Here is a 17395-nt window from a genome sequence, read left to right on the forward strand (position 1 = left end):
CGGGGCCGGAGGACGGGCCGGGGCCGGAGGACGGGCCGGGGCCGGAGGACGGGCCGGGGCCGGAGGACGGGCCGGGGCCGGGGGGCGGGGGTAGGCCGGGGGGCGGGGGTAGGCCGGGGCGGGCGTGGCCGGGTTGATCGACTTCATGTCGGGCAGATGGGGGTATCCCGCGCCGTTGATACCGCCACCTGCCCGGCATCCCGTCACCCCTCCGCCGGAATGGGCGGATTGTCCGACCCGGTGGGGCGGCGAGGGGGCGGGGCGGGGTGACCGGCGGCACCCCGCGGCCGGAATCCTGGCCGGGGCGGGGGCGTTACACCTGACGGACGACCGCAGCAGCACCCCGGATCCCCCGATCCGGCAGGCCCCGGGCCGCTCGCGTGCTGGCTCACCCGACGCGCCTGCCCCACCGACGCCCGGTCCGCCCCGCGGCGTGCCGGCCGCCTCGGCATCAGGCCCCGGGGAATGGGGACGGGTCGCCGGTCGTTACACCCGGACCCGGCGCCGCACGGCAGCCGCCCCCTCCTCCTTCTTCTTCTTTCCCCCTTTGTTCGTTGTTCGGGCGCCTCGACGTGGTGCTCGCACACCCCCCGCCATCCCCCTCGGGCGGGCACGGGTGTGCCGACCCCCCGATTGGAGACACCCCTCATGAACACGACCATCCTGCGTAAGAGCGTCCTCGGTATCGCCGGACTCGCGTTCGCCGGTGGCCTCGCCGCCGGCCCCCTGAACCACCACACCACCACCGACACCGGCACCGGCACTGTTGACGCGCGGCCCGTCGCCGCCGTGCAGGCCGACAACACCGTGGACGCCGGGAAGCTGATCCCGCACGGCGTGCAGGGCACGCAGTCGCGCATCGACCTCGACGCCGAACAGACCGCCAACGCCAAGGCCATCATCGCCGCCACCAAGAAGACCGGCCTCGACGAACGCGCCGCGGTCATCTCGATCGGCACTGCCCTGCAGGAGTCGAAGCTGCAGAACCTCGGCCACCTCGGCGACCGCAACGACCACGACTCCCTCGGCCTGTTCCAGCAGCGCCCCTCCAGCGGCTGGGGTTCGCCGGAGCAGATCACCGACCCGGAGTACGCGACCACCGCGTTCCTCAAGGGCCTCAAGCAGGTCGACGGCTGGCACGACATGCCGCTGACCGACGCCGCCCAGACGGTGCAGGTCTCGGCCTACCCCGACGCGTACGCGCAGTGGGAGCAGCAGGCCGCCGACCTCGTCACCCAGCACTGGAACAACAGCTGACACCACACACCCACGCACGCCACCACCCGCCGGCCGGGCCCCTGACACGGGGCCCGGCCGGCAGCGTCCCCGCCCCCGGGCAGCCCAGTGTTAGGAAGGGCCCCCTCCTATACCGAAAGCGTTAACAAGGGGCCCTTCCTTGCAAGCAGGCGGCGGTGGCCGCCGCCAGGGTCGTCAGGCGGATCGACGGGGGCGGCAGCGGTTCGATCCAGCCCGGCCCGGCCGCGTGCACGCGTACGCCCGGGGTGTCGCGGCCGAAGCGGACCAGCCGGTACGCGCGGCCGGTGACCGGCGTCTGCGACCAGACCACGACGGTGTGCGGACGCGCCCGGCGCACGGCGGACGCCAACGCCGTCCAGGGCAGCGCGGGCCCGAGCAGCAGCGCGCCCCGCCCGCGCTCCCGCAGGGCGGCGGCGAGCGCGTGCAGGCCGAGGCAGTGGGTTTCGTGCTCGGCCCCGGCGAGCAGTACGCCGCCGGTGGGCAGTTGCCGGGCGGGCTCGCGACGGAACACGTCCAGGCCGATGCGCACGCCCTCGGAGAGGGCGTGTTCGGTGGCGACCTCGGCCGCCGTGTGGCCCCGCAGCGCGGCGAGCAGCGGAACGCAGACCTGCTGCCAGGACGCGAGCACCCCGTGGTCGGCGGCCAGCGCCAGCAGCAGGGCGGCGACCTCGTTGGCGTCGAGGTCCTCGGCGGCTGCGGAGAGGCGCTTGCGCGCGGTCTCGACGGCCTCGGCCGGCATCGAGTCGGTCAGCACGACGTACCCCCGGGTAGACGGTCACTACCAGGGGTTCGTCCGGGCGGCGCGATTCGGATGCGGCGCGGGTGCGGCTGCCGGCGACCAGCGCCGGCCTACGACCAGCGCCGGCCGGCGACCGGGGCGCGCGCGGCGGGTCAGCCGGTCAGCGCGTCGAGGGCCAGGTCGACGTCGGCGTCGGTGGTGTAGAGGTGGAACGACGCCCGGACCCGGCCGGCGCGCACCGCCGCCCGGATGCCCGCTCGTTCCAGTTTCTCCTGCGCGCCGGGCACCTCGACGGCGACGATCGCGCTGTCGCCGGGTGGCCGGCCCAGCCCGGCGAGGAACCGGTTGGCCAGGCGCACGTCGTGCTCGCGCACGGCCGGCACGCCGATCTCGGCGAGCAGTTCCAGGGCGGGGGCGGTGCCGATCCAGCTGAACCACGCCGGGGACTGGTCGAACCGCCGGGCGTCGGCGGCCAGTCGCAGCGGCGGGCCGTAGTAGGAGGAGAACGGGTCCTCGGCCGCGTACCAGCCGGCGCCGTCGGGTCGCAGCCGCTCGCGCAACGCCGGCGCCAGGTAGGCCAGGGCCGACCCGCGCGGCCCCATCAGCCACTTGTACGCCCCGACGGCGACGACGTCGGCCAGGCCGGCGTCGAACGGCAGCCAGCCGCACGCCTGGGTCGCGTCCACGGCCACCAGCGCGCCGTGGGCGCGGGCGGCGGCCACGATCCGGTGGTAGTCGGCGACGGCCCCGTCGGCGGACTGCACCAGGCTGAACGCGACCAGGTCGGTGTCGGCGTCGATCGCGTCGACGAGCCCGTCGAGCGGGACCGTGCGCACCCGCACCCCCCGCTCGGCCTGGGCGAGCCAGGGAAAGAGGTTGGAGGTGAACTCCACCTCGGGGACCACGACGGTGGCGCCGGCCGGCAGGGCCGCCGCGACGGGGGCGAACAACGCGGACACCGTGCTGCCGACCGTCACGTCGGTGGGCGCCACGCCGACCAGGCCGGCGAAGGCCGCCCGGGAGCGCCGGGTGGCGTCGTCCCACCCCTCCCAGGAGGTACGTCCCGTCCGCCAGTCGGCCAGCGCCTCCTGCACCGCCGCCCAGGCCGGCTCGGGCGGCAGCCCGTAGCTGGCGGTGTTCAGCCAGCCGGGCTGCGGCTGCCACAGCTTGCGTGCCTGCTCCAACTCCATGCCGCCGACGGTAGTGCGGCCGCAGTCACCTCCGTGAGCGCCAATTCACCGATGGTGGCCGCCGCCCCCGGTCGCGGCCTACCCGAGGGGGGTGGCGGGCGACGCGGGGGCGGTGGTGGACAGGGGACCGGGGACGGGGCGGCGCGGCGGCGGGGCCCGGTCAGGCGGGTGCGCCGCTGAGCGCCGGGCGCTGCGGCTCGGCCGGCGGCTGCGGGTCGTCGTCGTCCTCGTCGAGCATGGTGGCCTCGTCGAAGGGGCGGCGGCCGGCGAGCACGTCGCGGGCCTGCGCGCGGTCGAACTCGCCGGTCCAGGTGCCGACCAGGACGGTGGCCACGGCGTTGCCGGCGAAGTTGGTCAGCGCCCGCGCCTCGGACATGAACCGGTCGATGCCGACGATCAGTCCGACGCCGTCGAGCAGGTAGGTGGCGGGCTGGCCGGCATCTCCCGGGTCACCGCCCGGCGGTACCTGGAGTATCTGGTGGCCGCCGAGCGGGCGGTGCGGGCGCCCCGCTACGGCACCCCGGGCCGCCCCGAGGTGGAGTACCGCCCGGCCTGACCGCGTCCGCCCGCCGGCCCGCCCCGGGTCAGCTCACGTTGGCCGGGCCGAGGACGCTCTTGAGGTCGCCCATGAGGGCGGTGGTGGCCGCGACCCGGAAGGGGCCAAGCCGCAGGGTGGTGGTCTTGCCGCCGTTGAGGAGCTTGACGTGGACCTCGGTGTCGCCGGGGTGCAGGACGAGGGTCTCCTTGAGGCGTTCGACCAGCGGCGGGGTGCAGCGGTGCACGGGAATGGTGAGGGTGACCGGTTTGCTGCCCGGGTTGCTGGTGACGTCGGGCAGTTGCATGTCCATCGCCATGATGCGGGGGGTGTCGTCGCGGCGGTCGACCCGGCCCTTGACCACCACGATCGCGTCCTCGGCGATGTACTGGCCGATCACCTCGTACGTGTTGGGGAAGAACAGGGCCTCCACGCCGCCGGCGAGGTCCTCCAGCGTGGCCGACGCCCACGCGCGGCCCTGCTTGGTGACGCGGCGCTGCACGCCGGAGAGGATGCCGGCGAGGGTGACCACCGCGCCGTCGGGGACGGTGCCCTCCTCGGAGAGGGCGGCGATGGTGCAGTCGGCCGCCGCGCCGAGGACGTGTTCGAGGCCGAACAGGGGGTGGTCGGAGACGTAGAGGCCGAGCATCTCGCGTTCGAAGGCGAGCTTGTCGCGCTTGTCCCACTCGGCCTCGCCGATGGTCGGCATGACGGTGGTGTTGCCGCCGACGGTCTCGGCGTCGCCGAAGCCGGCGCCGAACAGGTCGTACTGGCCGACGGCCTCCTTGCGCTTGACGTCGGCGTACGCGTCGATCGCGTCGGCGTGCACGGCGAGCAGCCCCTTGCGGCTGTGGCCCATGACGTCGAACGCGCCGGCCTTGATCAGCGATTCGATCGTCTTCTTGTTGCACACCACCGCGTCGACCTTGGCCAAGAAGTCGTAGAAGTCGGCGTACTCGCCTTTCTCCTGCCGGCACCGCATGATCGAGGTCACCACGTTCGCCCCGACGTTGCGGATCGCCGCGAGACCGAACCGGATGTCCTTGCCGACCGGGGTGAACGGCCCGGCCGAGGTGTTCACGTCCGGCGGGAGGACCTGGATGCCCATTCGCCGGCACTCCGACAGGTACAGCGCCATCTTGTCCTTGTCGTCGCCGACGGAGGTCAGCAGCGCCGCCATGTACTCGGCCGGGTAGTGCGCCTTCAGGTACGCCGTCCAGTACGACACCAGGCCGTACGCCGCCGAGTGCGCCTTGTTGAACGCGTACCCGGCGAACGGCACGAGGACGTCCCACACGGCCTGGATCGCCTCGTCGGAGTAGCCGCGCTCGCGGCAGCCGTCCCGGAACGGCACGAACTCCTTGTCGAGGATCTCCTTCTTCTTCTTGCCCATCGCCCGCCGCAGCAGGTCCGCCTGGCCGAGCGTGTAGCCGGCGAGGATCTGCGCGGCGCGCTGCACCTGCTCCTGGTAGACGATCAGGCCGTGGGTGGGGGCGAGGATCTCCCGCAGCGGCTCCTCCAGCTCCGGGTGGATCGGCGTGATCTCCTGGAGGCCGTTCTTGCGCAGCGCGTAGTTGGTGTGCGAGTCCACGCCCATCGGGCCCGGTCGGTACAGCGCGAGGACGGCGGAGATGTCCTCGAAGTTGTCCGGCTTCATCAGCCGCAGCAGCGACCGCATCGGCCCGCCGTCGAGCTGGAACACCCCGAGCGTGTCGCCGCGCGCCAGCAGCTCGTAGGCGGCTTTGTCGTCCAGGTCCAGGCCCAGCAGGTCCAGGTCCTTGCCGTGGTTGAGCTGGATGTTCTTGACCGCGTCGTCGATGATCGTGAGGTTGCGCAGGCCGAGGAAGTCCATCTTCAACAGCCCGAGCGACTCGCACGTCGGGTAGTCGAACTGGGTGATGATCACCCCGTCGGAGTCGCGCCGCATCAGCGGGATGTGCTCGATGATCGGCTCCGCCGACATGATCACCCCGGCGGCGTGCACGCCGGTCTGCCGGATCAGCCCCTCGATGCCCTTCGCCGTGTCGATGACCTTCTTGACGTCCGGGTCCGACTCGTACAGGCCCCGGATCTCCCCCGCCTCCGCGTAGCGCGGGTGCTTCGGGTCGAAGATGCCCGACAGCGGGATGTCCTTGCCCATCACCGCCGGCGGCATCGCCTTGGTGATCCGGTCCCCCACCGCATACGGGTAGCCCAGGACCCGCGCCGAGTCCTTGATCGCCGCCTTCGCCTTGATCGTGCCGAACGTGGCGATCTGCGCGACCTTGTCCTCACCCCACTTGTCGGTGACGTACTTGATCACCTCACCGCGCCGACGCTCGTCGAAGTCGATGTCGACATCCGGCATCGAGACCCGCTCGGGGTTGAGGAACCGCTCGAAGATCAGCCCGTGCGGGATCGGGTCCAGGTCCGTGATCCCCAACGCGTACGCGACCAGGGAACCCGCCGCCGACCCACGGCCCGGGCCCACCGCGATGCCCTGGCTCTTCGCCCACTGGATGAAGTCGGCGACCACGAGGAAGTACGACGGGAAGCCCATCTGGATGATGACGCCCAGCTCGTACTCCGCCTGCACCACGTGGCCCTCGGGGATCCCGCCCGGGAACCGCCGGGCGAGGCCCTTGAAGGTCTCCTTGCGGAACCACGACTCCTCCGTCTCCCCCTCGGGGATCGGGAAGCGCGGCATCAGGTTGTGGAACTCGAACATCCCCGCCGGATCGACCTTCTCGGCGACCAGCAGCGTGTTGCGGCAGCCCTGGAGCCACAGCTCGGAGGAGTCGACGGCGCGCATCTGGTCGGCGGACTTGATGAAGTAGCCGCCGCCCTCGAAGCGGAACCGGTTGGGGTCGGCGATGTTGCTGCCGGTCTGCACGCACAGCAGGACGTCGTGCGCCTCGGCCTGCGCCTCGTGGGTGTAGTGCGAGTCGTTGGTCACCACCGGCGGGATGCCGAGCTTCTTGCCGATCTCGGTGAGCCCCTCGCGGACCCGGCGCTCGATGTCGAGGCCGTGGTCCATCAGCTCCAGGAAGTAGTTGTCCTTGCCGAAGATGTCCTGGTATGCCGACGCGACCTTGATCGCCTCGTCGAACTGGCCCAGCCGCAGCCGGGTCTGCACCGCGCCGGAGGGGCACCCGGTGGTGGCCATGATCCCCTCGGCGTGCTCGGCGATCAGCTCCATGTCCATCCGGGGCCACTTGACGTAGTGGCCCTCCATGGAGGCGCGCGAGTTGAGGGTGAACAGGTTGTGCAGGCCGGTCCTGTTCGCCGCCCACATCGTCATGTGGGTGATCGCGCCGTTACCGGAGACGTCGTCGCTCTTCTGCTCCGGCCGGCCCCACTTCACCCGCGCCTTGTGGTAGCGCGACTCCGGCGCCACGTATGCCTCGACGCCCAGGATCGGGGTGATCCCGGCGGCCATGGCCTGCTTGTAGAAGTCGTTCGCGCCGTGCATGTTGCCGTGGTCGGTCATCGCGACCGCCGGCATGCCGAGCCGGTTGGCCTCGGCGAAGAGGTCCTTCAGCCGGGCCGCACCGTCGAGCATCGAGTACTCGGTGTGCACGTGCAGATGCGCGAACGAATCGCCCATGCGTGGCGCCCCCCCCGGGTCGGATCATGGGTTGTCGAGATCGGTCGGCCCACCCTATCGCCGGGGGATCGGGGACCTCCAGCAGCCGCGCGGGGCGGAACCGCCCGGGTGGCGGGGATCTCCCCGGCCGGCTGATGCGGTGTGCCTCCGCGGTCACCCCGTTTCAGAGCTCGACCAGGGCCAGCGTCCACTGGCCGTGATCGTCTTCCCAGAGGGTGACGATCTCGCCGACCGGGACCGAGTTGTACTCGTGCCGCTCGTCTTCCTCGGAGTAGTCGCCGTCCTCCTCGGCCGCCGCGACGATGCGCAGGGCGTCCTCGCGGGTGCCGTCGGTGGCTGCCCGGATGCGGGAGACCCGCCACGTGACACCGCTGAGGTCGCGGCCGATGAGTTCACTACCGGGCACGAGATTCTTGTCGTCGTCATCGATCTCGAAGAGGGTGTTGGGACCGTCGACCAGTAGCGTGTCGGTGTCGCCGATCATCAGGCTTTCGTCGACGACCTGTTGTTCGCCGCGGAGTACCGCCGGGTCGAGCCAGGCCGGCCGCCGGTCGAGTCCGACCTCGCTGATGAAGTTCCCCCAGGCGTAGAGCGCATACATGCGCGGCATGCTACAGGGCGGCAGGATCCTTGCCTGGTCGGAAGGATCGCCGTGGAGCATTGCGGGCCTGGCGACCTTCCCCCACAGCGCCATCACAATGGAACGGCTCATTTATCGAGGGTGAGGGAAACCATTTTATCCGGCCTTCCTTTAGGAAGGCTAAAGCGCCGCCGGGGCAGCGGTGAGCCTTGACACACTCCCGTTTCCGAACCTACTGTGGGAGTCAAACCTCGCGGGCACGGAAGCGACATCAGCTGCGCATACGCCCGCTCGGAGGAGGTGCCCCTGATGCCCCACAATCTGGTCGAGGAATGCCGCCTGGAAGGCGGCCCCGCGCATCTGCCGGATCATTTGCGCACCGCAACAGTTCCGAGAGACGGCAGCAAGGTGAAAGTTCCGTTCCACAACGGCTGGGAGCATTTCGAGCGGATCCACGAGTTCACCCAGACCGGCGCGCCCATCTTCCGCTGGACGATGCGCACGAAGATCGCGGAGTGATCCGCATCGTCCCTGCTCGGGCCGCCTGACGGCCCCGGCCCGCCCGCGCCTGCCCCACCAAGACCGGGAGACCTGCGTGATCGTCGCGTGTGCCACCCAGCCCGCCCCGGGCCATTTCCTGCTCATGACGGGGCTCCTGCGGGCGCTGCGGGATCGTGGACACCAGGTCACGGTGTTGTCCTCACCGGCCTTCGGCGGTTTCGTGGCGAGTCGGGGGTTCGCCTTCCGCGGTGTCGGCAGCCCATGGCTGGCGGCGCAACGGGCACCCCTGCCGTTCACGGTCGGGGAGAGCCCCACCGCACAATCGACGGATTACTCGTTCGCGGAGGCCGCGATCCGGGACAGTTTTCGGGCCGCGGCCGGCGTACTCGACGACCTGTCGCCGGACCTGCTGCTACGCGAGCCGACCGAGTTCGGTGTGACCTTCGCGGCCGAGCGGGCCGGAATTCCGGTGACCACCGTCGGAATCGGTTTTCTCCGCACCGGCGACCGGCTGATGGCCGACGGCGGAAGCCTGCTGCTCCGGCTCCGCGCGGAGGCCGGGCTGCCGGCGACCCCCGACGACCTGGACGCGCTCAGTCGTCGCCGCTACGTGCAGACCACCCCACCCAGTTTCGAGCAGGTGCCGCAGGCGCTGACCACGATGCGGGCGGTCGACCCCGACCCCGGGCATGCGGCTCCCCGCGCACCCCGCCTGCTCGTCACCCTCGGCACCCTGGTCAACCGGAAGGAGCTGCTCACCCGGGTCCTCGCCGAACTCGCGCGCATCCCGGTCGACTGCGTGCTCGCCGCCGGTGACCGGGCCGCGGAGATCGCCGCACACGCGCCCGCGCACGTGCAGGTGCAGCCGTTCGCCGACCTCGGCCGGCTCGCCGCGAGCTGCACCGCGCTGATCTGCCACGGCGGCTTCGGTTCCATCCTGCACGCCGTCGTGCACGGCCTGCCGGTGACCGTTCTTCCGTACAACGCCGACCAGGAGTGGAACGCGGAGCGGATGCGGGCCATCGGCGCCGGCCGCCGGGTGGGGTGGGACGAGCTTGGCGACGGCGCGCTGGCCGCCGCAGTCGAGGAGATGCACTCGCCTCCGCCGCTGCGCGCGGCCCGGCTCCTCGCCGCCGAGCTCGGCAGCATGCCGTCCCCGGACCAGGTCGCCGACCTGCTGACCGCCGAGATCGGCGCCACGCGCTAGCGGCCCGGGAGACCGATCCCGGGCACGGGACACCAGGCCGACGCAAGGCGCGGCTTAGCGGTCCCGCTCATGCTGAAACGACGGCGGCCGAGACGGCAACCGCCGGCCGGGTGTCCATGCGTCGCGGAAGGATCGGAATGGTCGAGAGCCGGGTGGAGCCGGTCAGCGAGCTGCTCGCTCCCGTTCCGGCGAGCATCGACCCGCTGGAGTTCCGCGGGGTCCTGGGCCACTTCGCGACCGGGGTCGCGGCGGTGACCGGGGTCGACGCGGGCGCCCCGGTGGGGTTGCTGGTCAACTCGTTCACATCGGTGTCGCTCGACCCGCCCCTGGTGGCCTTCTGCGTCGCCCACACCAGCAGGAGTTGGTCGCGGCTGCGCAGGGGGGAACGTCACTGCATCTGCTTCCTGGCCGCCGACCAGCAGGAGCAGGGGCTGCGCCTGGCCGGGCGGGGGGTCGACAAGTTCCGCGACGTGGCCTGGTCGCCGTCGCCCTCGGGGCTGCCCGTCCTCGACGGGGCCCTGGCCTGGCTGGAATGCGCGGTCGAGGCCGAACACCCGGCCGGCGACCACGTCATCGTCGTCGCCCGGGTGTATCGCCTGGCCCGGTCCGGCGACGACTCGCGTACCGAACCGCTGCTGTTCTACCGCGGCAGGTGGACGCGGCTTCCCGGAGCGTGACGGCCGGGGCCGGCGGCGTCACCGCCGGCTGCTATCCCCGGAAGAAGGCGAACCTCGACCAGCTCCGGGCCGTCCGATTCTTCCTGAGCTGCCGCCACAGCCGGCGCTCCACCCTGGTCGGCGGTGCCGTCGAAAGCCGCTCGGGATGACCGGGCGGCGGCCCCACCTCGATGACCTCGTCCCGGAATTGCGAACGCTCCAGCGGCGGCAACGGGACGCCGGACATGGTCCAGCAGGCGTAGCCGAGCTCGGCGAGATAGCGGATCAGGAGCGGGCAGATGGTGTTCTGCGTGCGGGACCTCACAGGGATAATCCTCGCCGCGGGAGCTAAAGCCGGGTTAAAGCTGCCGGGCCGCCCCACCGTCGGCACCGGCCGCCGCAGCGCGGCCCACCACCGATCATCCGCCGCGCCGAGCGCCGCACAACCGAAGGGGCAAATCGGTCATGTTGAATCTACTCCCCGGGAGATCGAAACCGTCCGAAGACTCGCGGCCACGGATCATCAAGACGGCCAGCCCGTTCCGGAACCGTCCCACGAATGGCGAAGCTGCGCCCGGACACGCGCAGGGCGTATTCTTACCGGTGGATACATGGCACCAGAGCAGCGCTAGCGGGGGCGAGGACTCACCATGACTCGATCGGCAACCAATCGTCGGGCTAAAACAAAACAACGACGGGACCACCGGGTCGGCCCGCTGCGTTTCAACGACGACGAGTTGCGGATCGTTCAAATGGCGGCCGACAAAGCCGGCCTCTCGCTCGGGGCATACGTGACCGCAGCGGCGGTGAGATCGGCCCGCACGGAACTCCACCTGGGCCTTCCCGAATGTGAATCCCCCACCGAACTCCACGACATCCGCACCATCCTGACCCTCCTGCGATGGCGCCTGGACATGGCCGGCGGCGACAGCAGACGGGCGGACCTGCTCAACGACCTGCTCACCGAAGCCATCAACGCGACCCTGCACCAGCAGGCCGAGGCAACGGCACAGGCCGGATCGCCGGCCTCGCGCCCCGCACCGCCGCACGGGCCCGACAGCGCCGAGCCGCCGCCCCCACCTCCCAGCTAGCGGGGCGATCGCGCCTCCCGGGACGCACGCTCCGGGGCGACGCGCCCGCCGCACCCTCGACGCGAACACCCAGCTCCTGGCCAGCCGCAAGGGTCGGATGGAGCAGCTGGTCACTCGACCCGCCCGCGACCGGCGCCGGTCGCGCTCGCCCCAGCCCGGGGAACACGCGCCCACGCCCCGTCGGGCCGCTTGCCGTCCGCCCCGGTCGAGAAGACCGAGGCAGAGGTCCGGCAGGTCCACAGCCGCCACCGGCCGGCGGGCTGCCGGGGTCGAGCCCGGCGCGTTCCAGGACCCGACGGCGCGGGCTCGCCGCACCCGCACGGACATCGGCATCGCCTCCGCGACGACCGAACGCGACGCCGGACCAACGCGATCCCGGCGCCGCCGAGGCGTCCCGGGCCATCCGCCACCCGAGCAGGCCGTCGACACGGTGAACATTCGTGGTCGCGGCACCGGGCGCCCCACCGCCGCCCACCACCACTGCGGGAACACGTATCATCACTTTCCGTAGATGTACGCCGGGAGATTGCCGGCGCGGCCGCCGGCCAGGGGGCCACGAGGAGGCGGACCCCCGCGCCCGCACCGACGCCACCCGGCACGGGCCACGAGCCGCAGCACCGGGCGCCGATCAACGCCGGTGCAGGGTGCGGCGACCCTGCGGCGGGGGTCGCCGCGCCGCGACCACCGACACCAGATCTGACACGCGTGTAATAATCCATTGATAATGATCATCGCTTGTGCAATATGGCTAACATAACTCTGAGCGACGATAAGGCGAGCACCAACAGCATGTCAGACATACACTGCGGTAGTCCGACAAGATGTGCCGCCCGACTCTAAAATCCCTATAAACTCGCAGGTGGTTCGACCCACAAGCATGGTGTGTCGCAGATCACACAACCTTCGCCGTTTGCTGTCCAACAAGCCGCTTGTTAGAGTTCGTCCGGTTCGAATGAACGGCTGCCGGACGGGGGGCGGCGATCTGCGCCTAAGCGCGAGAAGAAACCATTTCCGCCGGAATGAGGTTTGCTATCGTCGCGCCGCTCCGATTGGAGTACTTGGAGGCCACGGCTTGAGATACGAGATTCTTGGTCCCGTTCGCATAACGGCCGGCAAGGACACGCCATCGGTGGGGACGCACAAGATGGAGGTGTTGCTGCGGACGCTCCTGATCCGCAACGGACACATCCTGTCCCTTGATCAGCTAGCGACGGAATTGTGGGGCGACAAACCTCCCATACGGGCCCGGGCCTCCATCCACGTGTACGTGTCCCAACTCCGCAAGGTGCTCAACAGGTTCTCGCGCAACACCGGCGTGATAACGACGCGGGCCCCCGGCTACATCCTGGAGCTCGGCGGCGACGAACTCGACCTCGAACTGTTCCTGGCCCTGGTCGAGAAGGCGCGGTTGCAGCGCTCGGTCCACCGGCACGACCTGGCTGTCGAGACCCTGACCGAGGCGCTGCGGTACTGGCGGGAGCCGGTCCAGGCCTCCTCCTACGAGGGACCGATCATCCGGGAGTTCGCCAACTGGGCCGAGGAGCTGCGGGTCGAGTGCACCGAGCTGCTGGCCCGCTCGCTGCTCGCGTCGGACCAGAGCAGCAAGGCCGTGCGAATACTGTACGGGCTGATCGCCGAGTTTCCGCTCCGGGAGAAGCTCTACGCGTTCCTCATGGAGGCGCTCAGCCAGTCCGGACGCCGGGCGGACGCCCTGGAGGTCTACCAGACGGCGCGGCGGCAGATCCGCGAGGAACTCGGCCTCGAACCGTGCCGGTTTCTCCGGGAAACACAGGAGATCATCCTCAAGGACAATCTCGACGAGCTGAGCTTCAGGCGAGCTCGCCATGAGCAACGCATACAGCCGTACGCCGTCTGATCTTGAGCGGTCCCGGCGAGAGCCGATACCGGATGAAACGGAGCTGATGTGGATAGTATGGACTTCACCGAAACCTCGATCCCGGGCGCTTACCGGATCACCGTCACTCAGCATTCGGACCGCCGTGGCAGCTTCTTCGAGGCGTGGCGATTCAGCGAACTGCTCCAGCAGGTCGGGCAGCGATTCGAGATCCGTCAGGTGAACTACTCCGTCTCCCGGAAGAACACCCTCCGCGGGATTCACGGCACCACGCTTCCCCCCGGCCAGAGCAAGCTGGTCACCTGCGTACGGGGGGCGGCGATGGACGTCGCGGTCGACCTGCGCGTCGGATCCCCGACCTTCGGCAAGTTCGACGTGACGTTCCAGGACGCGACGTCCGGGATCGGCGTCTACCTCACCGAGGGCATCGGTCACGCCTTCCTGGCCCTGACGGACGACACCTGCATGAGTTACCTGTGCGGGGCGGAGTACGTGCCGGGCACCATGATCGACGTGGCGGCGCTGGACCCGGCGCTGGGCATCCCCTGGAAGCTGGACGGTCCACCGGTCATGTCCGACAAGGACGCGGCGGCACCGACCCTCGCCGAAGCCGCCGGGTCAGGGCTGCTCCCCACCTACGAGCAGGTGCTGGCGACCACCAGATCCGCCTGAAGGCCCATCTCCCCCGGTGGCAGTTCACCGACCGAAACCTCGCCCAAGGAGTGCCGATGGAGCACATGGGGAACACCAGGCCGATCCGCATGGGGGTGATCGGATGCGCCGACATCGCGTGGCGACGAACTCTGCCGGCGATGGAGAACGAGCCTCTCATCACGCTCACGGCCATCGCGAGCCGACACAGGGACAGGGCGGCCCACTTCACCGAACGGTTCGGGGGCGTGCCTGTCGAGGGCTACGAGGCGCTGCTGGAGCAGGACGACATCGATGCGGTGTACGTGCCGCTACCGGCCGTGCTGCACGCCGAGTGGATCGAGCGGGCACTGCGCGCGGGTAAGCACGTGCTGGCCGAGAAGCCCCTCACGACCGACCGCAAGCAGGCGGAGCACCTGTTCCGGGTGGCGGCCGAACACCGGCGCGTGCTGGTGGAGAACTTCATGTTCCTCCACCACCACCAGCACCAGCGGGTCGCCGACATGCTCGCCGACGGGGTCATCGGGGAGGTCCGGTCGTTCGCCTCGAGCTTCACGATCCCGCCGAAGCCGCAGGGGGACATCCGCTACCAGGCCGACGTGGGCGGCGGCGCGCTGCTCGACATCGGCGTCTACCCCATCCGGGCCGCGGGCCGGTTCCTCGGACCCGACCTGCAGGTCGCCGGCGCCGTGTTCCGCCACGAGCGGTTCCGCGACGTGGTGGTCGGCGGCAGCACCCTGCTGGCCACCGACCAGGGGGTGACCGCGCAACTCACGTTCGGTATGGAGCACTCGTACACCAACACGTACGAGTTCCGGGGAAGCACCGGCCGGCTCTGGCTGAACCGGGTGTTCACTCCCCCGGCCACGCACCAGCCGGTCATCTACATCGAGCGTCAGGACCACTTCGAACAGTTCGTCCTGCCCGCCGACGACCAGTTCGCCAAGATCGTCCGGGCTTTCGCGCAGGCCGTCCTCGCCGGGAGCGCCCCGCCGGAGTGGACCGAGGGATCCCTCGCGCACGCGTCCCTGGTCGACGCCGTCATCGCCGGCGCGCTCAAGTTCCCGTTCTCGTAGCCCGCCGGAGGCGTGGTCCTGACCCGGCGCCCGGCGCGGCGCTTCGCGGCCCGGCCCCGTCACCGCCGAAACCGTCGGCGGTGACCGGGCCGGGCCGTCGCCCCGTCCGCAGGCGGCGCGGCCGGGATCGCCGGCCGGCCGCGGACCGGCACCCGGCCGCCGCCCAGACACCAACGGCGTGCCCGTCGCCGACCGGGTCGGCGACGGGCACGCCGTGGTGCGGGGCTGCCCCGCTATCGGGCCGAGTCGGCCAGCGCCTGGAGCGCGGGAACCAGCTGCGTCGCGTCCGGCCGGGCGGCGTTGCGCTCCGCGAGCGCCTGCGCCGCCGCCCGGACGCTGCTCCCGTCGAGCAGCTCCGACACCGTTTTCTCGATGGACTCGGCGGTGACCTCGTCCGGCGTGAGGGACAGGCCCGCTCCGCTCGCCGTCAGCAGCTCGGCCCCGAGGGGCTGCGCGCTGATCTGCGGCACGACGAGCTGCGGCACACCGGACGCGACGGCGGCCAGCACCGTGCCGGGACCGCCCTGGTTGATGAGCGCGTCACACGTCGGCAGCAGCATCGACAGCGGAAGCCAGTCCACCACCCGCACGTTGTCCCGGGGTGCCCCGAGCAGCCCGCGGTCGATCTTCCCCAGCGCCGCCACGACCTCCACGTCCATGTCCGCCAGCGCCTCGACGATGCGCAGCGGGGTCCGCAGCACCTCGCTGCCCATGAAGTCGCTCGTGGTTCCCCAGCTGATGCAGACGCGCGGCCGGCCCGCCGGTTCGTCCAGCCAGGAGGGGGTGAGGGCGGAGCCGTTGTACGGCACGTAGCGGGTCGCGTGCCGGCTGGCCATCCGGATGGCGAGGAGCTCGTCCGGGCAGGGGTCGATCACGAGGTCGGCGTAGTCGGGGCCCAGGGGCACGTCCCACCTGTCGAGGAAGGCCAGCAGCTCCTTCGGCCAGTTCTGCCGCACCTCGCTCTCGGTGACGAGGTCCGCCCACAGCTGGTCGGGCATCGGACCCCAGGTGTGCAGGACCAGCGGCGCCCCGACGGCCCTGGCGACCACCGGGGCGACGAACGCGGCGGGATCGGCCACCACCAGGTCCGGTGACCAGCGCCGCGCGAACGGCACGAGGTCGGCCGCGAACGCCTCGGCGATCCGGACGTGCGGCACGACGATCTGCTCGATGCTCGGTGTGGTGCCGCCCGGCCCCTCCAGGCCACCGGCGAGGGCCTTCTTCAGCTCGATCATGAAGTCGGGGCCGGCACCGGCCTCGATCGCGGGCAGGCCGGCGCCCAGCACGTCACGCACCAGGGGAGGTTGGACCGCGACCCGCACGTCGTGGCCCGCCGCGCGGAGGGCCCAGGCCAGCGGAACGAGCGGGAACAGATGCGACCGGAAGGTGGCCGAGGTGAACAGGACCCGCATCAGATTTCTCCTCGCATTCGGGTTCGGCCGCGCGGGCCGACGTCGGTTCTGCGCGAGCCCGGCACGAACTCGCGGATTCGGCGGGCGCCGCCGCGGCACCCGCCGACGGCGCAGCGGCCGTCGTGCCGCCGCCCCGCCGGATGTCGCACGGCGGCCGGTCAGCCGGGGCGCTGCCCGACCAGGTGGAAGTTCCGCGCGGTGAGCGGATAGGGCATCCGGTCGGCCAGGGCGAGTTCGAGCTTCTCCAGCCGGGCGAAGAACTCCGGATCGGACTTGACGTCGTTGTCGGCAATGACGTTGCAGATATTGATCACCCCGTAGTGGCCGACGATCTCCAGGCCGCTGTCCCGCAGGTCGGCGCCGATCTGGTCGGCGGTGAGCACGGCCACGTCCCTGCCGTACACCGGGACCTGCTTGGTCCTCGCGGTCACCGCCCGCAGGGCCGCGTCCAGGTCGAGCTCGCGCACCGCCGCCTCCAACGGCACGGCGTAGGCGTTCGGGCCGACGACCGACAACGACCCGCCCGGCTTGAGGACCTTGACCAGGCCGCGGATCACCACCGCCGGGTCGGCGACGTACTGCAGGAGGTTGTGGCACAGCAGCAGGTCGAACTCCTGGCCGGCGAAGAGCTCCGGCACGTCGTGCGCGTCGCCCTCCCGGATCTCGATGCGCTCCGCGACCCCCTCGTCGGCCGCCAGCCGCTGCGCCATGGCGAGGGAGACGGGTGCCGAGTCCAGGACGGTGACGTGGTGGCCGCGCGCGGCGATCGGGACGGCGTCCCGGCCGTTGCCGCCGGCAACGTCGAGCACGCGCAGCGGGCGGTCGCCGAGATGCCGGGCGACGTTGGCCTCGACCACCGAGTAGCGCAACCGGCCCCAGGGCGTCTTCTGCCATTGTTGGAATTGGGCGAGGCGTTCGTCGAAGAGCGCGTTCTCGATAGCGTTGCCCACGGTGCTACCTCCGGGACGAGGATGAAGTGTCTGGCCACCGGACGACCGGCCCTGCAACGACTATCCATGCGCCCTGAAGCTATGCTAAACCTGGAGCCCCGGCAGGTTT

At 71.0% G+C, this 17395-nt stretch carries 16 protein-coding genes; 8 read left to right on the forward strand and 8 right to left on the reverse strand.

Features of this window, described 5'->3' with window-relative positions; all coding sequences use genetic code 11:
- Positions 1–648: 648 nt before the first annotated feature.
- Positions 649–1257, forward strand: a complete 609-nt coding sequence (locus LPU61_RS29070; protein WP_229406742.1) for a hypothetical protein — start codon at positions 649–651, stop codon at positions 1255–1257.
- Positions 1258–1378: 121 nt separating this feature from the next.
- Here the strand turns inward: LPU61_RS29070 and LPU61_RS29075 are convergent, their stop codons facing one another.
- From LPU61_RS29075 to LPU61_RS29095, 5 genes are all read right to left on the reverse strand, one after another.
- On the reverse strand, positions 1379–2011 hold the full coding sequence (locus LPU61_RS29075; protein ID WP_229406743.1) for a transcriptional regulator: 633 nt from the start codon (positions 2009–2011) through the stop codon (positions 1379–1381).
- Positions 2012–2148: 137 nt separating this feature from the next.
- Positions 2149–3186 carry an aminotransferase class V-fold PLP-dependent enzyme gene (locus LPU61_RS29080; RefSeq protein ID WP_043967870.1) on the reverse strand — a complete coding sequence of 346 codons (1038 nt, stop codon included), beginning with the start codon at positions 3184–3186 and terminating at the stop codon, positions 2149–2151.
- Positions 3187–3346: 160 nt separating this feature from the next.
- Positions 3347–3562, reverse strand: coding sequence for a hypothetical protein (locus tag LPU61_RS29085; protein ID WP_308102617.1), 216 nt, complete (start codon positions 3560–3562; stop codon positions 3347–3349).
- Between the two features lie 208 nt (positions 3563–3770).
- Positions 3771–7307 carry a DNA polymerase III subunit alpha gene (gene dnaE, locus LPU61_RS29090; protein ID WP_043967865.1) on the reverse strand — a complete coding sequence of 1179 codons (3537 nt, stop codon included), beginning with the start codon at positions 7305–7307 and terminating at the stop codon, positions 3771–3773.
- Between the two features lie 163 nt (positions 7308–7470).
- Complete coding sequence (locus LPU61_RS29095; protein ID WP_144420394.1) at positions 7471–8019, reverse strand: hypothetical protein; 549 nt, start codon at positions 8017–8019, stop codon at positions 7471–7473.
- A gap of 177 nt (positions 8020–8196) precedes the next feature.
- Between LPU61_RS29095 and LPU61_RS29100 the strand changes: the two genes are divergently transcribed.
- The 3 genes from LPU61_RS29100 to LPU61_RS29110 all read left to right on the forward strand — a co-directional run bounded on the left by LPU61_RS29100 (position 8197) and on the right by LPU61_RS29110 (position 10272).
- Positions 8197–8406, forward strand: a complete 210-nt coding sequence (locus LPU61_RS29100) for a DUF5988 family protein (protein ID WP_043967860.1) — start codon at positions 8197–8199, stop codon at positions 8404–8406.
- A gap of 76 nt (positions 8407–8482) precedes the next feature.
- Positions 8483–9595, forward strand: coding sequence for a glycosyltransferase (locus tag LPU61_RS29105; protein ID WP_229406744.1), 1113 nt, complete (start codon positions 8483–8485; stop codon positions 9593–9595).
- A 137-nt stretch (positions 9596–9732) separates the two neighbouring features.
- Positions 9733–10272 carry a flavin reductase family protein gene (locus LPU61_RS29110; RefSeq protein WP_229406745.1) on the forward strand — a complete coding sequence of 180 codons (540 nt, stop codon included), beginning with the start codon at positions 9733–9735 and terminating at the stop codon, positions 10270–10272.
- A gap of 31 nt (positions 10273–10303) precedes the next feature.
- Here LPU61_RS29110 and LPU61_RS29115 read toward each other — a convergent pair whose 3' ends face one another.
- Positions 10304–10576, reverse strand: a complete 273-nt coding sequence (locus tag LPU61_RS29115; RefSeq protein ID WP_043967858.1) for a DUF6059 family protein — start codon at positions 10574–10576, stop codon at positions 10304–10306.
- Between the two features lie 325 nt (positions 10577–10901).
- On the opposite strand from LPU61_RS29115, the gene LPU61_RS29120 reads away from it, so the two are divergent.
- The 4 genes from LPU61_RS29120 to LPU61_RS29135 all read left to right on the forward strand — a co-directional run bounded on the left by LPU61_RS29120 (position 10902) and on the right by LPU61_RS29135 (position 14924).
- Entirely contained in the window at positions 10902–11342 is a 441-nt protein-coding gene (locus LPU61_RS29120; RefSeq protein ID WP_144420392.1) for a hypothetical protein, read from the forward strand.
- A 1144-nt stretch (positions 11343–12486) separates the two neighbouring features.
- Positions 12487–13218, forward strand: coding sequence for a BTAD domain-containing putative transcriptional regulator (locus LPU61_RS29125; RefSeq protein ID WP_144082753.1), 732 nt, complete (start codon positions 12487–12489; stop codon positions 13216–13218).
- 57 nt (positions 13219–13275) lie between these two features.
- On the forward strand, positions 13276–13869 hold the full coding sequence (locus LPU61_RS29130; protein ID WP_043967853.1) for a dTDP-4-dehydrorhamnose 3,5-epimerase family protein: 594 nt from the start codon (positions 13276–13278) through the stop codon (positions 13867–13869).
- Between the two features lie 89 nt (positions 13870–13958).
- Positions 13959–14924: a Gfo/Idh/MocA family protein gene (locus tag LPU61_RS29135; protein ID WP_229406792.1), complete on the forward strand. Its 966-nt coding sequence runs from the start codon at positions 13959–13961 to the stop codon at positions 14922–14924.
- A 233-nt stretch (positions 14925–15157) separates the two neighbouring features.
- Here LPU61_RS29135 and LPU61_RS29140 read toward each other — a convergent pair whose 3' ends face one another.
- Together LPU61_RS29140 and LPU61_RS29145 are read right to left on the reverse strand one after the other, a co-directional pair.
- Positions 15158–16336, reverse strand: a complete 1179-nt coding sequence (locus LPU61_RS29140; protein WP_043967849.1) for a nucleotide disphospho-sugar-binding domain-containing protein — start codon at positions 16334–16336, stop codon at positions 15158–15160.
- 158 nt (positions 16337–16494) lie between these two features.
- A complete protein-coding gene (locus tag LPU61_RS29145; RefSeq protein WP_229406746.1) occupies positions 16495–17286 on the reverse strand; it encodes a bifunctional 2-polyprenyl-6-hydroxyphenol methylase/3-demethylubiquinol 3-O-methyltransferase UbiG in 792 nt (263 codons plus the stop codon).
- Positions 17287–17395: the final 109 nt, after the last annotated feature.

This window comes from Micromonospora sp. NBRC 110038 (genome assembly GCF_020884815.1).
Classification (GTDB): domain Bacteria; phylum Actinomycetota; class Actinomycetes; order Mycobacteriales; family Micromonosporaceae; genus Micromonospora; species Micromonospora haikouensis.